General features: G+C 55.9%; 15 protein-coding genes and 1 pseudogene. 9 read left to right on the top strand and 7 right to left on the bottom strand.

The annotated features are described in order from the left end of the window. The first annotated feature begins 420 nt into the window (after positions 1–420). The 6 genes from J3351_RS04815 (at position 421) to J3351_RS04790 (ending at position 4,462) form a co-directional block, all read left to right on the top strand. Positions 421–1,518: an ABC transporter substrate-binding protein gene (locus J3351_RS04815; protein WP_035394134.1), complete on the top strand. Its 1,098-nt coding sequence runs from the start codon at positions 421–423 to the stop codon at positions 1,516–1,518. Positions 1,519–1,535: 17 nt separating this feature from the next. Further along, the gene (locus J3351_RS04810) at positions 1,536–2,459 is read left to right on the top strand and encodes an ABC transporter permease (RefSeq protein ID WP_005932996.1); all 924 of its coding nucleotides are present in this window, start codon (positions 1,536–1,538) and stop codon (positions 2,457–2,459) included. 7 nt (positions 2,460–2,466) lie between these two features. Next, entirely contained in the window at positions 2,467–3,285 is an 819-nt protein-coding gene (locus tag J3351_RS04805; RefSeq protein WP_304999669.1) for an ABC transporter ATP-binding protein, read from the top strand. A 78-nt stretch (positions 3,286–3,363) separates the two neighbouring features. Beyond that, positions 3,364–3,825: a GNAT family N-acetyltransferase gene (locus J3351_RS04800; RefSeq protein ID WP_207697221.1), complete on the top strand. Its 462-nt coding sequence runs from the start codon at positions 3,364–3,366 to the stop codon at positions 3,823–3,825. Between the two features lie 69 nt (positions 3,826–3,894). Beyond that, positions 3,895–4,176, top strand: coding sequence for a type II toxin-antitoxin system prevent-host-death family antitoxin (locus tag J3351_RS04795; RefSeq protein WP_156061930.1), 282 nt, complete (start codon positions 3,895–3,897; stop codon positions 4,174–4,176). Further along, positions 4,166–4,462 carry a type II toxin-antitoxin system RelE/ParE family toxin gene (locus J3351_RS04790; protein WP_156065996.1) on the top strand — a complete coding sequence of 99 codons (297 nt, stop codon included), beginning with the start codon at positions 4,166–4,168 and terminating at the stop codon, positions 4,460–4,462. Before J3351_RS04795 ends, J3351_RS04790 begins: the two co-directional genes overlap by 11 nt. Before the next feature lie 77 nt (positions 4,463–4,539). Here J3351_RS04790 and J3351_RS04785 read toward each other — a convergent pair whose 3' ends face one another. The 6 genes and pseudogenes from J3351_RS04785 to J3351_RS04765 form a co-directional block, all read right to left on the bottom strand. After that, positions 4,540–4,773 carry a hypothetical protein gene (locus tag J3351_RS04785; RefSeq protein ID WP_005933001.1) on the bottom strand — a complete coding sequence of 78 codons (234 nt, stop codon included), beginning with the start codon at positions 4,771–4,773 and terminating at the stop codon, positions 4,540–4,542. A gap of 114 nt (positions 4,774–4,887) precedes the next feature. Then, positions 4,888–5,709, bottom strand: a complete 822-nt coding sequence (locus J3351_RS04780; protein WP_207684886.1) for a TatD family hydrolase — start codon at positions 5,707–5,709, stop codon at positions 4,888–4,890. Position 5,710: 1 nt separating this feature from the next. Then, a complete protein-coding gene (locus J3351_RS04775; protein ID WP_207684885.1) occupies positions 5,711–6,670 on the bottom strand; it encodes a DMT family transporter in 960 nt (319 codons plus the stop codon). Positions 6,671–6,673: 3 nt separating this feature from the next. Beyond that, entirely contained in the window at positions 6,674–8,674 is a 2,001-nt protein-coding gene (gene metG / locus J3351_RS04770; protein ID WP_207697220.1) for a methionine--tRNA ligase, read from the bottom strand. 205 nt (positions 8,675–8,879) lie between these two features. Then, positions 8,880–9,011, bottom strand: coding sequence for a hypothetical protein (locus J3351_RS14240; protein ID WP_255536604.1), 132 nt, complete (start codon positions 9,009–9,011; stop codon positions 8,880–8,882). Between the two features lie 593 nt (positions 9,012–9,604). After that, positions 9,605–9,952: pseudogene (locus J3351_RS04765) on the bottom strand (site-specific integrase); the annotation flags it as partial. 409 nt (positions 9,953–10,361) lie between these two features. Between J3351_RS04765 and J3351_RS04760 the strand changes: the two are divergent. Beyond that, positions 10,362–11,759 (top strand): ATP-binding protein, encoded by a 1,398-nt coding sequence (locus tag J3351_RS04760; RefSeq protein ID WP_156061932.1) that lies wholly within the window; start codon positions 10,362–10,364, stop codon positions 11,757–11,759. A gap of 269 nt (positions 11,760–12,028) precedes the next feature. Here the strand turns inward: J3351_RS04760 and treR are convergent, their stop codons facing one another. Next, a complete protein-coding gene (gene treR / locus J3351_RS04755) occupies positions 12,029–12,751 on the bottom strand; it encodes a trehalose operon repressor (protein WP_156061933.1) in 723 nt (240 codons plus the stop codon). 276 nt (positions 12,752–13,027) lie between these two features. Here treR and treP point away from each other — a divergent pair, with 276 nt between their 5' ends. Together treP and treC are read left to right on the top strand one after the other, a co-directional pair. Beyond that, positions 13,028–14,443, top strand: coding sequence for a PTS system trehalose-specific EIIBC component (gene treP, locus J3351_RS04750; protein ID WP_156062015.1), 1,416 nt, complete (start codon positions 13,028–13,030; stop codon positions 14,441–14,443). Between the two features lie 18 nt (positions 14,444–14,461). Next, on the top strand, positions 14,462–16,087 hold the full coding sequence (gene treC / locus J3351_RS04745) for an alpha,alpha-phosphotrehalase (RefSeq protein WP_156061934.1): 1,626 nt from the start codon (positions 14,462–14,464) through the stop codon (positions 16,085–16,087). Positions 16,088–16,097 lie beyond the last annotated feature (10 nt).

Here is a 16,097-nt window from a genome sequence, read left to right as displayed (position 1 = left end):
ATGAAAAATTCCCTCTTGACTTTATGAAAATAAAGCGTATAATGCAATCAACAAACCGATGAGGCGGAAGAGAACCTGCAAGCGCACTTACAGTGAGCCCGAATGGTGAAAACGGGCAGAGAGCGGGGCAGAGTTCGTGGGCCGCCGAGGGCCGGGCAAACAGGGCAGTGCCTTTAGTAGCTTGGGACGGAAGCCTCCGTTACAGGGCAGGGGAGTGTTGGCTCTCCGTTGAGGGGCTCCTGCAGTTTTCCATGGCGGGAAGACGAGCGGAGCAAGCAAGGTGGCACCGCAGATTCGAATTTCTCGACTCTGTCCTTGTGGATGAACACACAGGGACGGGGCCGTTTTTATTTTACCCGTTCCGCAGGTGGAGCGGGTTTTATTTTTTGGGCCGCCCGCTCCGGGAAAGGAGCAACCGCTATGAAAACCATGAACATGATCTCCCGCCGCAGCTTCCTGAAGGCTACCGCCGCAGCCGCTGTCGTATCCGCACTGGGCCTGACCGGCTGCGGCTCCTCCGGCTCTTCTGCCGCAGCATCCAGCACCGCTTCCAGCGCTGCCGGTTCCGCTGCCGCCGCTTCTGAGGCAGGCCAGACCTTTAAGGTGGGCATCGTCAACTATGTGGATCATGCTTCCCTGAACCAGATCGTGGCCTCTGTTGAGAGCCGCCTGGATGAGGTGGGCGCGGAGAAGGGCGTGACCTTCGACTATGCCGATTACTACGCCAACGCCCAGGCTGACCAGTCCAACCTGAACCAGATCGGTGCAGACCTGGTGGCCGACCAGGTAGATGTCATTGTGGCCGTGGCCACCCCCACCGCCGCCACCATGCTGGCCGCTGTGGAGGACACCGACATCCCTGTGGTCTACTCTGCCGTCACCGATCCTGTTTCTGCCGGGTTTGACGGGGAGGAGGGCATCACCGGCACCTCCGATGCTCTGAACACCGAGGCCATTATGAACCTCATCACTGCCATCAACCCCGACATCGACACCATCGGCCTGCTGTACGACCTGAGCCAGGATGCCTCCACCCAGGCCATCGCCGATGCCAAGGCGTTCTGCGACAGCAAGGGCATCAAGTACATTGAAAAGAACGGCACCACCACCGCTGAGGTGCAGATGGCTGCCGAGGCCCTTGTGGCCGCCGGTGTCAAGGCAGTGTTCACTCCCACCGACAACACCGTGATGACCGCAGAGCTGTCCATCTACGAGACCTTTACCGATGCAGGCGTGATGCACTTCACTGGTGCCGACAGCTTTGCACTGAACGGTGCCTTTGTGGGCTACGGCGTGGATTACGTCCAGCTGGGCGAGGCCACCGCCGATATGGTAGTGGAGCTGCTCTGCGGCGGCAAGACCCCCGCAGACCTGCCCTACCAGACCTTCGATAACGGCATCGTCACCATCAACACCGAGAGCTGTGAGGCACTGGGCCTTGACCTCGACACCGTCAAGGAAGCCTTCAAGCCCTATTGCACCGAAATTGTGGTAGTGACCACGCAGGAGAATTTCTAAAAAGGAGTACATCAACCATGCTGGCGAGTATCTTTTCGCTCAACGTGATCCAGACGGCGCTGGAGCTGGGCTGCATTTACGGTCTGGTGGCGCTGGCGCTGTTTCTGAGCTATTCGATCCTGAACATTGCCGACCTGTCCACCGATGGCTGCTTCACCCTTGGCTGTGCCGTGGCCTGCCAGGTGGCGCTGACAGGCCACCCCATCCTGGCCCTGTTCGCGGCCATGGCGGCGGGTGTGTGTTCGGGCTTTGTCACCGCCTTTTTGCAGACACGTCTGGGCGTTGAGAGCATCATGGCAGGCATCATCGTGAACACCGGCCTGTATACCATCAATCTGGCGGTCATGGGCTTTTCGTCCACGATGTCCCTGGTCAAGACCGATACGGTGTTCTCGCTGGCAAAATCCGCACTGGCCTTTACGGGCGGCTGGTATAAGCTGGTCATCGCGGCGGCGGTCATTGTGATCGCCTGTGCCGCCATGGTGGGTTTCCTGGGCACCCGGCTGGGCCTTTCCATCCGCGCCACCGGCGACAATGCCGCCATGGTGCGGGCCTCCAGCATCAACCCGGCCTTCACCATCACAGTGGGCCTGTGCATCTCGGGCGCGCTGACCGCCCTTTCCGGCGGCCTGCTGGCCCAGTATCAGAAGAGCAGCGACATCAACGTGGGCACTGGCATGGTGACCATTGCACTGGCTTCCCTTATCATCGGCGAAACGCTGGTGGGCAAGCGCACCATGGTGCGCCGGGTGCTGGGCGTGGTGTTCGGCAGCTGCCTGTATCGCTTTATCGTGGCCGTGGCCCTGCGCTTCAATGTGCCCGCCGCCGCCATGAAGCTGGTGAGCGCCCTCATCGTGGCTGTGGCCATCTCGATGCCTGCCATCCGGGCAAAGTTTGCCTTTGAGCAGCGCAAGCACAATGCCCGGAAGGAGGTGCACTGAAATGGAAATGCTGGAGCTGAACAACCTGCACAAGACCTTTAACCCCGGCACCGTCAACGAAAAGGTGGCCCTGAACGGTGTGAGCCTGCACATGGAGGCGGGCGACTTTGCCACCATCGTGGGCTCCAACGGCGCGGGCAAATCCACCATGTTCAACGCCATCACCGGCGGTTTCATTGCCGACGAGGGCAGCATCGTGCTGGGCGGGCAGGACATTACCTTTGCGCCCGAGTATGAGCGCAGCAAGGTCATCGGCCACCTGTTCCAGGACCCCCTCAAGGGCACGGCCCCCAATATGACCATTGAGGAAAACCTTGCGCTGGCCTATCTCCGGGCAGGAACCGCCCCCCACGCCATCTTCTCCCGCATCTCCCGCAAGGATAAGGAGCTGTTCCGGGAAAAACTTGCCCTGTTGAACATGGGCCTTGAGGACCGGATGAAGCAGCCGGTGGGTCTGCTTTCCGGCGGCCAGCGGCAGGCGCTGACCCTGCTCATGGCCACCCTCGTTACCCCCAAGCTCCTGCTGCTGGACGAGCACACCGCAGCCCTCGACCCTGCCACGGCGGAGAAGGTGCTGGAGCTGACCAAGAGCATCGTGGCCGAGAAAAAGATCACCTGCCTGATGGTCACCCACAACATGCATCAGGCCCTCGAGCTGGGCAACCGCACCCTGATGATGGACGGCGGCCGCATCGTGTTCGATGTCAAGGGCGAGGAGCGCAGGAAGATGACCGTGGACGACCTGCTGGAAAAGTTCCGCGAGAATGCCGGCAAGGCCCTGGACAATGACCGCATCCTGCTGAGCAAGGTGGAAGCGGGCAACTGAAAAGAAACTCAAACTGCCCTGTCTGGACCCGAAACCGTGTCTGACAGGGCAGTTTTGATACAACAAGGAGAAAACGAGATGAAAATAACGATCCGTACCCCGCAGATGCAGGATTATGACCGATTTTCTGCTATTATGGATCAGGTCCAGCAGATGCATGTCGAGTGGCGGCCGGATGTCTACAAGCCGGCCAGCCCATTGATTACAAAGGAACTGTTTGGCGAACTCCTGAAATGGGACAGCTGGTATATTGCCGAGACGGACGGCATCGTTGTTGGTGTTCTGGAAGTGTTTAAGCGGCATGTGGAAAGCCCGGCACAGGTGACGAAAGATATCTTGTTCGTCAGCACCATGGCGGTGGATGAGGCGTATCGCGGGAAGGGCATCGGGCACCAGTTCTTTGATAAGGTGAAGCAACTCAAAGCAGAAAAGGGATGCGACACCATTGAACTGCAGGTGAACGCTAAAAATAAAATGGCGTATGAGATGTACCGGAACTATGGCTTTACGGAAAAGTCCATCAATATGGAGCTGAAATAAAACGATTGTAATTATCCTTGTATATGTAGTCATAATGTGATACAATGCTTTTGACAGGAGGTGTCACTTATGATGCAGACATTTGTTCGCCCATCCCGTGATCTGCGCAACCACTACGCTGAAATTTCAGAGATGTTGAAAGACCACAATCATGTTATTATCACAAATCATGGTCGTGGGGAATCCGTCCTCATCAACATTGAGGACTACGCCAAGTATGAGGAGTTCATGCACCAGCGGTATGTTGTCGAGGAGCTTGCCAAGGCAAAACAGCAGGCGGCAGACCCCAACACGCAGTGGACAGAGCATGAAAGCGTATGGGAGACGCTCCACGAACAGTATGACGTATAAGATCAAATATCTGCCCCTTGCTGTACAGGACTTGAATGACATTGCCCGGTGTTTGTCCGGCTTCTACCCCCAAACGGCCCGCCGTGTGCTGAAAGAAATGCGGGAAAAGATCACAAAGCTGGGGGATACCCCACGGATGTGTGAAGTCTATGCCCTTGACCCGACCTACCGCAAGCTGGTGGCAGACCAGTATCTGGTGTTTTACCATGTCAATGAGAACGTCAAGGTGGTGGAGATCCACCGTGTACTGCGCGGCTCATGGAATTTGCCGCAGTACCTGGAATAAAACAAAGAGCAGAGCGCTCCAGCCAGCTGGCTGGAACACTCTGCTCTTTTTAATGCAATATACTGAAAACTCAGAACTTACTTCACGTATTCAACGGTGTACTCGAAACCATACTCTTCCTGCAGTTTCTTGACGGCAGGCTCGCAGTCCTCGATGAAGCTGGGTGCGTAGACGGAAGCACCGTTGTGGTCCTTCTTGTAGTCCTCCACGATCTGCTGCAGCTTTGCCCAGCCCTCGTTGGCCTTGGCGTTGTCAACAGTGTCGGGGAAGTTGATGATGAATTCACGGTGCTGCGGAATACGAGCTTTCATAAGTGATATCTCCTTAATTGACTATTTGTAGTTTATTGCTTGATTTATACAGAAGCTTAATGCTTTTGTAGATAACGGATAGGCCCTGCCCTCTATGCACGGCTGCTGTCGGTTTCAGACGGAGAGGTTATATACCTGGCAGGCATTCTCCACCGTCTGCCGGAACACCTGCTCCGGTTCCTCACCCTTGGTGCTGGCGATATGCTCGCCCACATAGCGGATGAGGGAGCTGTCGCAGCGGGTGCCGCGGACAGGCTCCGGGGCCATATAGGGGCAGTCAGTTTCCAGGACGATGCGTTCCAGCGGCAGGGTGGCAATGGCCTTGGCGGCACGCTTGGCCCCCTTGAAGGTGCAGGCCCCGCCAAAGCCAATGTAGAGCCCCTGCTCTGCCAGCCAGAGCGCGTCATCGGCGCTGCCGGAATAGCAGTGGACGATGCCCTTGGGCCGGTACTTTTTCAGCAAGGCGTAGACATCGGCGTGGGCGCTGCGGTCGTGTACGATGATGGGCTTGTCCAGTTCCAGTGCCAGCCGGATCTCGGCCTCAAACAGCGCCAGCTGGGCATCCTTGGGCACGGGCCAGTGGTAATCCAGTCCGCACTCCCCCACAGCCACCACCTTGGGGTCCTCGTAATAGGGGGCAAGGGCACGCATCTCTGCGGCCCAGTCGCCGCTGTATACCGAGACAGTAGGGGCGGGGCCTTCCTCACCGCAATCCTCCGGGGCCAGCAGGCTCTCCGGGTGGATGCCGACGGCGGCGTACACCCAGGGATATTTGTGGGCCAGCTCCAGCACCTTGGGCGCATCGCCCGAATGGGTGGCCTGCTCGCACACGCCCACCACCCCTTTGCCGGGCAGGCTGTCCAGCAGGGCAAAGCGGTCCGCGTCAAAGGCACGGGCGCTGTAATGGGCGTGGGTATCAAAAATGGGGTATTCCATATTACAGGGCACGCTCCTTTTTGGCGGGGGCCTTGTTTACCAGCCAGATGCCGATGCAGACCAGCACCAGCGCCCCCAGATACTGCCACCGGAACAGCGGCTCCCCATTGATGAGGGCGCTGAGCAGGACATTCACCACCGGGTTCACGAACCCGAAGATGGCAATCCGGCTGACGGGGTTGTTCTTCATCAGCAGGGCCCAGACGATGTAGCCCGCGCCGCAGATGAAAGCCAGCGCCAGCAGGTCCAGCACGCTGAGCACAGACCAGTGTTCCAGCCGTCCGCCCAGAACAGCGCCCAGCAGGAACAGGGCTGCACCGCCCACGAACAGGTTCACAAAGCAGACGGCAAAGCTGTCTGCCCGGCGGGTGACGGATTTGTTCCAGGGGCCTGCCAGCGTGAAAAGGACGGTGGCAATGAGCATATAGGCTACGCCCCGGGCGCTGCCGCCGCCGTGGTTGCCCAACGTGGCGATGAGAACGCCCGCAAAGCCGATGCCGCAGCCCAGCGCCTTGGCCGGGGTCATGCGGTCAGCCCTGCCGTAAAGGAAATGGGCGAAGATGACCCCCAGAAAGCTCTGGGTGCTGTTCAGGATGCCCCCAAAGGCACCGGTGAGCAGGGCAACAGCGCTGTAGAAAAAGGCATACTGCGCTGTGGTTTGCCACAGGCCCAATGCACAGCATTCGGCCAGGATCTTCCCCTTGGGCATGGCGGGGAGCCTGCCCTCCAGCAGCAGGCTGCCGCCCAGTACCAGCACACTGCCCAGCATGAACCGTACCCCTGCAAAGCAGAGAATGGAGGCCGTGTCAGCGGTGTCGATGGCAAAGAGCCGGTAACCCAGCTTGATGAAAGGGAAAGCCGAACCCCACATGGCGTTGCAAAGGATGGCGATGATAACGGCAAAAGCCGGTGTGCCGAAAAGCCGGTCCAGCTTTTCGGCGCGGCTCAGCTGTGTCTCCATGGCTCAGTGGATGCGGCTGCCAACGGGGGTGTTGTCGCCGTAGAAGGCGATGGAGCAGCCGCCGTCAGCGGTGTCGGCAGCAAAGATCATGCCCTCGCTGACATACTTGCCCTTCAGCATGGGGCGGGGGGCCAGATTGCAGACGATGCCGATCTTCTTGCCGATCAGATCCTCCGGCTTGAACCACTTGGCAATGCCGGACAGGATGCAGCGCTCACGCTCGCCGTCAAACACGGTCAGGTGGAGCAGCTTCTTGCTCTCCTTCAGGTTCTCGCAGGCGCGCACCTCGGCCACGCGCAGCTCCACCTTGCAGAAGGTGTCAAAGTCGATCTCTTCCTCATGGGTGAAATCAACGGTGCTCTCCTCAGCAGCGGGGGCGGCAGCAGCCTTTTCGGCTTCGGCCTTGGCCTTGTTGGCAGCTTCGGCAGCGGCCTTGCGCTTCTCGTCCTCTTCCTTCAGGTGGGCAATCTCCTTGGCCACGTCAATGCGGGGGAACAGGGCATCGCCCTTGTGGACGGTGTAGGTCTCCTGCACGCCGTAAGCAGCCTTGCTCAGGTCGATGTCGGCAGTGGACAGGCCCAGCTGATCCATCATCTTGGGAGCGGTGGAGGGCAGGTAAGCGTTCAGCAGGATGCCTGCCACACGCAGTGCCTCGCACAGGTGGTAGAGCACGCTCTCCAGACGGGCCTTGTTGGCCTCGTCCTTGGCCAGAGCCCAGGGAGCGGTCTCGTCGATATACTTGTTGGCGCGCTGGATCACGGCAAAGATCTCCATCAGGGCCTGGGGGATGGTCAGGTTGTCCATATCGGCAGTGACCTTGCCCAGCAGCTCATTGACCATGGTCTCCAGCTCCGTGTCGATGGCCACGGTGCCAGCGGCCTTGTGGACCGTGCCGCCGAAGTACTTCTCGCACATGGCAACGGTGCGGCTGAGCAGGTTGCCCAGGTCGTTGGCCAGGTCGCTGTTGATGCGGTTGATCAGGGACTCGTTGGTGAACATGCCGTCGTTGCCAAAGGGGATCTCACGCAGCAGGAAGTAGCGGATGGAGTCCACGCCGTAGCGGTCACACAGGACCACGGGGTCCACAACGTTGCCCACGGACTTGGACATCTTGCCGCCGTTCATCAGCAGCCAGCCGTGGCCAAACACGCGCTTGGGCAGCGGCAGATCCAGAGCCATCAGCATGGCGGGCCACAGGATGGTGTGGAAGCGCAGGATCTCCTTGCCCACCATGTGCAGGTCAGCAGGCCAGAACTTGTTGTAATCGTGGTAGGTCTCGTTGCCGTAGCCCAGCGCGGAGATATAGTTGCTCAGCGCATCGACCCAGACATACATGGTGTGCTTGGGGTCAAAGGGAACGGGGATGCCCCACTTGACAGAGGTGCGGGAAACACAGGTGTCCTGCAGGCCCTGCTTGATAAAGGCGATCATCTCGTTCTTCCGGCTCTCGGGCTGGATGAACTGGGGATTCTCCTCGTAGTACTTCAGCAGGCGGTCGGCATACTTGCCGGTCTTGAAGAAGTAGGCCTCCTCGTGGGCATCATAGACCTCGCGGCCGCAGTCGGGGCACTTGCCGTCCACCAGCTGGCTGTCGGTCCAGAAGCTCTCGCAGGGCTTGCAGTAGTGGCCGATGTACTCGCCCTTGTAGATATCGCCCTGCTCATACAGCTGGGTGAAGATCTTCTGGCAGGTCTCCACATGGTAGTCATCGGTGGTGCGGATGAAGCGGTCATAGCTGACATCCAGCAGCTTCCACAGATCCTTGACGGTGGCAACGATCCGGTCAACGTACTCCTTGGGGGTCACGCCTGCATCGGCGGCCTTGTCCTGGATCTTCTGGCCATGCTCATCGGTGCCGGTCAGGAACATGACTTCCTTGCCCTGCATCCGCTTGAAGCGGGCCAGCGCGTCGCAGGCCACGGTGGTGTAGCTGTGGCCGATGTGCAGCTTGTCGCTGGGATAGTAGATGGGGGTCGTGATGTAGAATGTGTTGTGTTCGCTCATGGGGGATGATTCTTCCTTTCTGTTGTGGCTGTGTCACAAAAAAGCTCCCGTCCTGCCGGAATGCACCGGACAAGGACGGGAGCTGAACTTCCGTGGTACCACCTTGCTTCGCCGCGCCCTTGCAGGCATGGCCTTGCGTGCCGGGATGAACCCGGCCTCTGCGCGGTAACGGGCGCACCCGGCGGGGGCTTGGCGGCGTGCCGCTTCACCCCCACAGCTCAGAGGCCATCTTCCACTCCGTGCTCACCTGCCCGGTTCCATCCTTCGGGCTTTCTGTCAGGCGCAGGCGGGGCGTACTCTCCTCGTCAAGGCTGTTCGCTTTTTGCCAAAGGGGCACACGACCCCCTTGTTCCTATTATAATACGCAAAAACGGCGAGTTTGTCAACTCTCCTGGTAAAGTGTTCTGCAAAACGGCTTTTGACTCGGTGTGTGTATATAAACGAGATAGTTATTAACAAAAAGATACGGTCAGGAATTGCTATCCTATGATCTTCTGCCATCCGACCATGTGTCTTTTCCATTAGCTGTATCGGATCATATTCGGAAACCCCGACAGCATCAAGGTAATAGTTAAGCCCGCAGCGAGTTCTTGGAATACAACGACTCTCTAAAAAAATCAGAAAATCATCCCAAGTGGGTTCCGTGTTGACCCCGAAAGCGGTGTCCAGAATAGAATCCACTTTGTTTTCCACACGCACCTGCTTTGTGGTGAAATCTACGTCAATGATACTGCAAAGGGTATCACGGTCATAATATTCATATTTCCGCATTGTGTGCACCTGCTCCATGCCGACCACCCCTTTTATAGAAGTGTATCATGTCGGGGACTGATGTGCAAGACATGGAAAAAGTAAAACAGCGGCGGTTTTCCAAATCGGAAAGCTGCCGCTGCTTATGTATAGAGGTTTATAGGTTCTTTGCAAGATTTTTAGCGAAGCAATGTCTACACGCTGCAATTCCTTATTTATGTAAATGGAGGCTCGCCCGGCTTCGATGCTTTCAGGAGAGATATCCACGCAATCCCAAGTCAAACCGAGCAGTTCGCCAAGGCGCAGAGAACAAGAGAAGGAGAGGTTGATGCAGAGCCGGAGCCGTGGATCATTACACACTTCCAAGGCATGGAACAGGGTCTCGGCAGTCCAGATATCACGCTTCTTTGCAGTGTATTTGGGCAAGGTGGCATAAACACAGGGATCCTTTTCCATAAGTTCCCACTTTACAGCCTGCTCAAAGGCACTTCTCAAAATTTTGTGAACCGAACGAACCGTGCCGGGAGAAACGTATTGATGCTGACGCTTTCCACACATAGGGTCAACGGCTTCGTATTTACCGTCAACCTACCGCTCATTCCCTCAGTGGGAGATCATCGCATTTGTTACGGACGTGGCTCATCATCACAGGAACGTGACTGAAGAATGCGTGTTCAATTTTCAAGGGGCGGGATAGCTTGAGGGCTGCTTTGAACGCTTGCCGAGGCTATGGCTGTATTGTAACCGATGCGGAACGAAATGAACAGGAACTCAGAGTTCACAATTTTTGAGGAAAATAGGAAGTATCGTTCCTGTTTCTCGATGAGCCGTCAAAAATATATTTCTTGACTTTATGTAAGAAATGAAGTATTATACTCGTAAGAAACTAACTTACGAGTATATAAATTCGATAAATACACTTTGGGGAGGGAACAAAATGAGCCAATTTTACTGCCGCGATGAGGAACTTCGGAAGTTAAACAAACGATATGAGAATGGAAAGTTTGAATGCGTTGTCATTTACGGCAGACGCCGTGTCGGAAAAACTGCGCTGATCAATGAATTCTGCAAGGACAAACCGACCATTTTCTTCTCTGCCTTGAATACGACCGGAAAAGAAAATCTGGAAGCCTTGTCCAAGGCAATCATGAGTTTTGAACGACCCAATGCAGAATCATCTCCGGAATTTACAACCTACGATGCAACATTGGACGAACTGACAGCTCTCTCCAAGGAGCAGCGAATCGTATTTGTAATTGATGAGTACCCTTATCTTGCAAAGGCTAAACCCGCTATTTCCGCAATGCTTCAGCACATCATCGACCATAAATGGACAGATTCCCAAATGTACCTGATCCTGTGTGGCTCGTCCATGAGTTTTATGGAAAGTCAGGTCTTGGGCAAAGAAAGCCCTCTGTATGGGCGCAGAACAGCGCAATTCAAGATCATGCCGCTGGATTATAGGGAAACTGCGGTATTCCATCCGAATCTGTCCGAGGAAGACAACGCCCTGATTTATGGCATTACAGGCGGCGTTCCGCATTATATCAACAAATTGGATGTTCGGGACAGCGTAGATGAAGCACTGATGGAAAACTTGTTTGACCGTTCCAGCTACCTCTATGAGGAACCGGCCAACCTGTTAAAGCAGGAGCTGCGTGAACCGGCAATTTATAATGCAATCATCAAGGCAATTGCAGAGGGGGCTTCTCGCCTGAATGATATCACCACGAAGGTTGGTGAAGAAAACTCTGTGGTGGCGAAGTACCTCAAAACGTTGATAGACCTTGGAATCGTCAAAAAGGAAACGCCGATCACAGAGAAACCGGGCAAAAAAACGATCTATCTTCTGGCGGACAATTTTTTTCGTTTTTGGTACCGTTTTGTGCCGGTCAATGCAAGTGCCATTGATTCGGGGCGGATCGCAAAGACCTACCCCCATGCGGTGAAGCAGTATTTTCCAGACTATATGGGTCTGATTTTTGAGAAGATGTGCCAAGACTACTTGCTCTATTATGCGAATGATCTTCCTATCGAGTTGAGTGAGATCGGGCAGTGGTGGGGAACCGACCCTCAAAAAAAGAAGCAGATCCAGATCGACATTGTCGGAACGCCGGTTGCGGGCAATGACTATATCATTGGCTCCTGCAAATACCGTAATGAAAAAATCGGTTTGGACGAACTGGAACTGATTCGGGAATATGCAGCAGTCTTTGGGAAAGGAACAAACTACCACTACTACATTTTCTCGAAAGGCGGATTTACGGACGGACTACTTCAGGCACAGGAACGCGGAGAAGTACAGCTGCTTACCCTTGCCGATATTTTTGAATAACACAAGAAACGCTCTTGTCGGTGTAAAACTGGCAGGAGCGTTTCTTGTTGAAGTGATTATAAAAGACCTTTGATTTTTTCAAGATGATCCATAGCGGCTTGCAGTTCATTTTGAAACGGATCCCTAGAAGGATCTCGGCCCAAAAGAAGATATATGATGACTGTGGATAAAACAGATTCTGATTCAGGGACACCCTAAAACCCATTTTGCCGGAGCCCCGGCCCAGCGCAAAATCCCAGGTGGATCCCCCTGCGCCAGGTGTCTGCCGCTCACTTTTTCCGCGTGGCAATGTCCTGAAAGCAGAAATAGTCCGGTTGGTGGCGGGACTGGGTGTACTCAAACAGCAGACCGGCGGCGTTGAAAGTCTGGTTTGCGACGACGACCACGCAGCCATAGGTGCCCATGTCCAGCAGATTTTCGTCGCGGGCGGTGGCGTGCTCCACCGTGATGCGGCGCTTGCTGGTGATGATCTGCATTCCCAGTGTGTTCTCAATATAATCGTAGATAGAGTTTGCGGCAATTTCCGGTGTCAGGCCGGGGACAAACTCCTTTAAAAAGTAGTTGATGTCCAGAATCAGTGCTTTTCCGTCCAGATAACGCACACGCTGTACCGCCCACAATTCATCGCCCTCAGAAAATCCGCTTTCCGCGGCAAACTGTTCCGTTGCGATGACAGTCTCAAACTTCGTGACCTTCGTCACGGCGCGAAGGTGGTTGCGGCGGGCGGTTTCTTGAAACGTCTCGATGCCGCCGATGGTAAACGTCGTTTTGCCCACCGGCTGGTAGATGACCCGCACGCCGCGCCCCTGCATGGTCTGCACATAGCCGTCGGCTACCAGCTCCGCCAATGCGCGTCGAACTGTGTTGCGGGAGCAGGCGTATTCCTCTATTAAGGTATTCTCGCTGGGCAACAGCGATTGATAGGGGTAATCCTGCGCCTCGATGCGTTTTTTGATGCTGTGATAAATGCCATCATATTTTGCCTTTGGCATGGTGTGTACCTCGCAACTTGTTCAAACATTTACTTTAGTATACCGTCTTTTCGGCTAAATTTCAAGGGGGTAACTTGTGAGCAGTGCCGAAAATAGGCATTCTGCAATGCTTTTTTGCAAAAGCATATTGACTTGTATGAACAAGTCTGGTATCCTGTGGCTGTAAGGAGAACTTGTATGAACAAGTTCGAAGATGCCCGTATGAACAAGTTCGAAGATGCCCGTATGAACAAGTTCGAAGATGCCCGCTCTACCGGGCAAAAGGAGGAAAACATTATGGGTAAATACGAACAGGACGCGCGGCTGCTGCTTGAGTACGTTGGCGGCAAGGAGAACATTGCAGCAGTATCCCACTGCGTATCGCGTATGCGATTTGTCCTCAACGATCCCGCCAAGGCGGACGTTGCCAAGATCGAGGCACTGAAATCCGCCAAGGGCACTTTCACCCAGGCGGGCCAGTTCCAGGTCATCATCGGCAATACGGTCAGCGATTTCTACAATGACTTTATTGCCGTCTCCGGCATCGACGGTGTCTCGAAGGAAGCTGTCAAGAGCGCGGCCAAGCAGAACCAGAACGCATTGCAGAAGGTCATGAGCGTGCTTGCGGAGATTTTTGCCCCATTGATTCCCGCCATCATCACCGGCGGTTTGATCCTTGGCTTCCGCAACTGCATTGACAGCATCTACTTTTTTAATAACGGCACCCAGACGCTGTGCAACATCAGTCAGTTCTGGTCCGGCGTTGACAGCTTCCTGTGGCTGATTGGCGAAGCCATCTTCCATATGCTGCCGGTCTGCATCTGCTGGTCTGTCACAAAGAAAATGGGCACGACCCAAAGCCTGGGCATCGTCCTCGGCCTGACGCTGGTTTCCGGCCAGCTGCTCAACGCTTACGCCGTCGCGTCCACGGCAGCGGTAGATATCCCCAAATGGGATTTTGGCTTCTTCACCATCAACATGATTGGCTATCAGGCGCAGGTCATTCCCGCCATGCTGGCCGCGTTCACGCTGGTCTATCTAGAAAAATTCTTCCGCAAGATCTGCCCGGCGGTCATTTCCATGATCGTGGTGCCCTTCTGCTCGCTGGTGCTGTCCGTCATCATCGCCCACACTGTCCTTGGCCCCATCGGCTGGAAGATCGGCACCTTCATTTCTGACATCGTCTACGCCGGCATTTCCGGCTCCTTCCGCGTGGTCTTTGGCGCAATCTTCGGTTTTGTTTATGCCCCGCTGGTCATCACCGGCCTGCATCACATGTCCAATGCCATTGATATGCAGCTGATCGCCGATTTTGGCGGCACCATGCTGTGGCCGATGATCGCCCTTTCCAACATTGCACAGGGCTCCGCCGTGCTGGGCATGATCTACCTGCAGCGCAAGAATGCTGCCGCACAGGAAGTCAACGTTCCCTCTTGCATCTCCTGCTATCTGGGCGTTACCGAGCCTGCCATGTTCGGTGTCAACCTGAAATTCCACTTCCCGTTTATCTGCGGCATGATTGGATCTGCCATCGCAGCGGTCGTCTGTGTGGCAACTTCCACCACGGCCAACGCCATCGGTGTCGGCGGCATCCCTGGTATTTTGTCAATCCAGCCCGCCTATATGCTCAGCTTTGCGCTGTGCATGGCCATTGCCATCGTCGTCCCCTTTGTGCTGACCGTCATCGTCGGCAGGAAAAAAGGCGTTGCCTGATTTTGTGAGGTGTGTACCATGAATGATTTTAAAGATAAAGTTGTCTACCAAATTTACCCGAAATCCTTCATGGACTCGAACGGTGACGGCTTCGGCGATTTGAAGGGCGTCACCGCGAAACTGGACTACCTCGCCGACCTGGGCGTTGACTATCTCTGGCTGACGCCGTTCTTCCCCTCGCCCCAGCGCGACAACGGCTATGATGTGGCCGACTACCGTGCCGTTGACCCGCGCTACGGCACGATGGAGGATCTGGAGGAGCTTATCCGCGAGGCGGACAGGCGCGGCATCGGCCTGATGCTGGACATGGTGTTCAACCACACCTCCACCGAGCATGAGTGGTTCAAAAAAGCACTGGCGGGCGACAAAAAGTACCAGGACTATTACATCTTCAAGGACGGCACGCCCGACTGCTGCCCGACGAACTGGGTGTCGAAATTCGGCGGCCCTGCGTGGGAATATGTACCATGGCTCGGCAAGTGGTATCTGCACCTGTACGATGTGATGCAAGCCGACCTGAACTGGGAGAACCCCGCCGTGCGGGAGGAAATGGCCGACATCCTGCGATTCTGGAAGGCGAAAGGCATCAAGGGTTTCCGTTTCGACGTCATCAACGTCATTTCCAAGCCGGAGGTCTATGAGGACGATTTTGAGGGCGACGGCCGCCGCTTCTACACCGATGGCCGCAACGTCCACAAGTACCTGAAGGAGCTGGTCGCCGCGGGCGGCATCGACGGCATGATCACGGTGGGGGAGATGTCCTCCACCACGCTGGAAAACTGCATCGGCTACACCGCTGAGGGCAACCACGAGCTGACGATGTGCTTCAATTTCCACCACCTGAAGGTCGACTACAAGGACGGGCAAAAGTGGGAATTGAGGGAGCCTGATTACCTCGCCATGAAGAAACTGTTCCAGACCTGGCAGGAGGGGATGCAGGCCCACGGCGGCTGGAATGCGCTGTTCTGGTGCAACCACGACCAGCCTCGTGCGGTCAGCCGCTTTGGCAGCGACACGACCTACTGGAAGGAAAGCGCCGAGATGCTGGCGGTGGCCATCCACTTTATGCGCGGCACGCCGTACATTTATCAGGGTGAGGAGCTGGGCATGACGAACCCGCACTTCACATCCATTGACCAGTACCGTGATGTGGAAAGCCTCAACTACTATAAGATTCTGCGCCAGCAGGACAAGTCCGAGGAAGAAACGCTGGACATTATCGCCCAGCGCAGCCGCGACGACAGCCGCACCCCGATGCAGTGGGACGCGAGCGAGAACGCCGGGTTTACCACCGGTACGCCGTGGATCGGCATTGCCGACAACTACAAGGCCATCAACGCCGCTGCCCAAATGGACGCCCCGGATTCCATCCGCAGCTTTTACAAAACGCTGGTGGCCCTGCGCAAGAAAATGCCGGTCATCAGTGCGGGAAAAATCGAGTTCTTGTACCCCGACAACGCGGATTTGTTAGCCTATCGCCGGTACGACGGCGAGACGGAGCTGCTGGTTCTCTGCAACCTGCGGGAGCGGGAAATTGCCAAGCCCCTGCCCGTAGGCTGGACCGATGCCGAGAAACTGCTGGGTAACTACCCCGACACCGCCGACACGCTGCGCCCCTATGAGTGCGTAGTGCTGAAAAAGTGAAGGCTGCCGT

Source organism: Faecalibacterium sp. Marseille-Q0746 (assembly GCF_017377595.1).
GTDB classification, from domain to species: Bacteria; Bacillota; Clostridia; order Oscillospirales; family Ruminococcaceae; genus Faecalibacterium; species Faecalibacterium duncaniae.
This window is presented reverse-complemented; position numbering and strand designations above follow the sequence as displayed.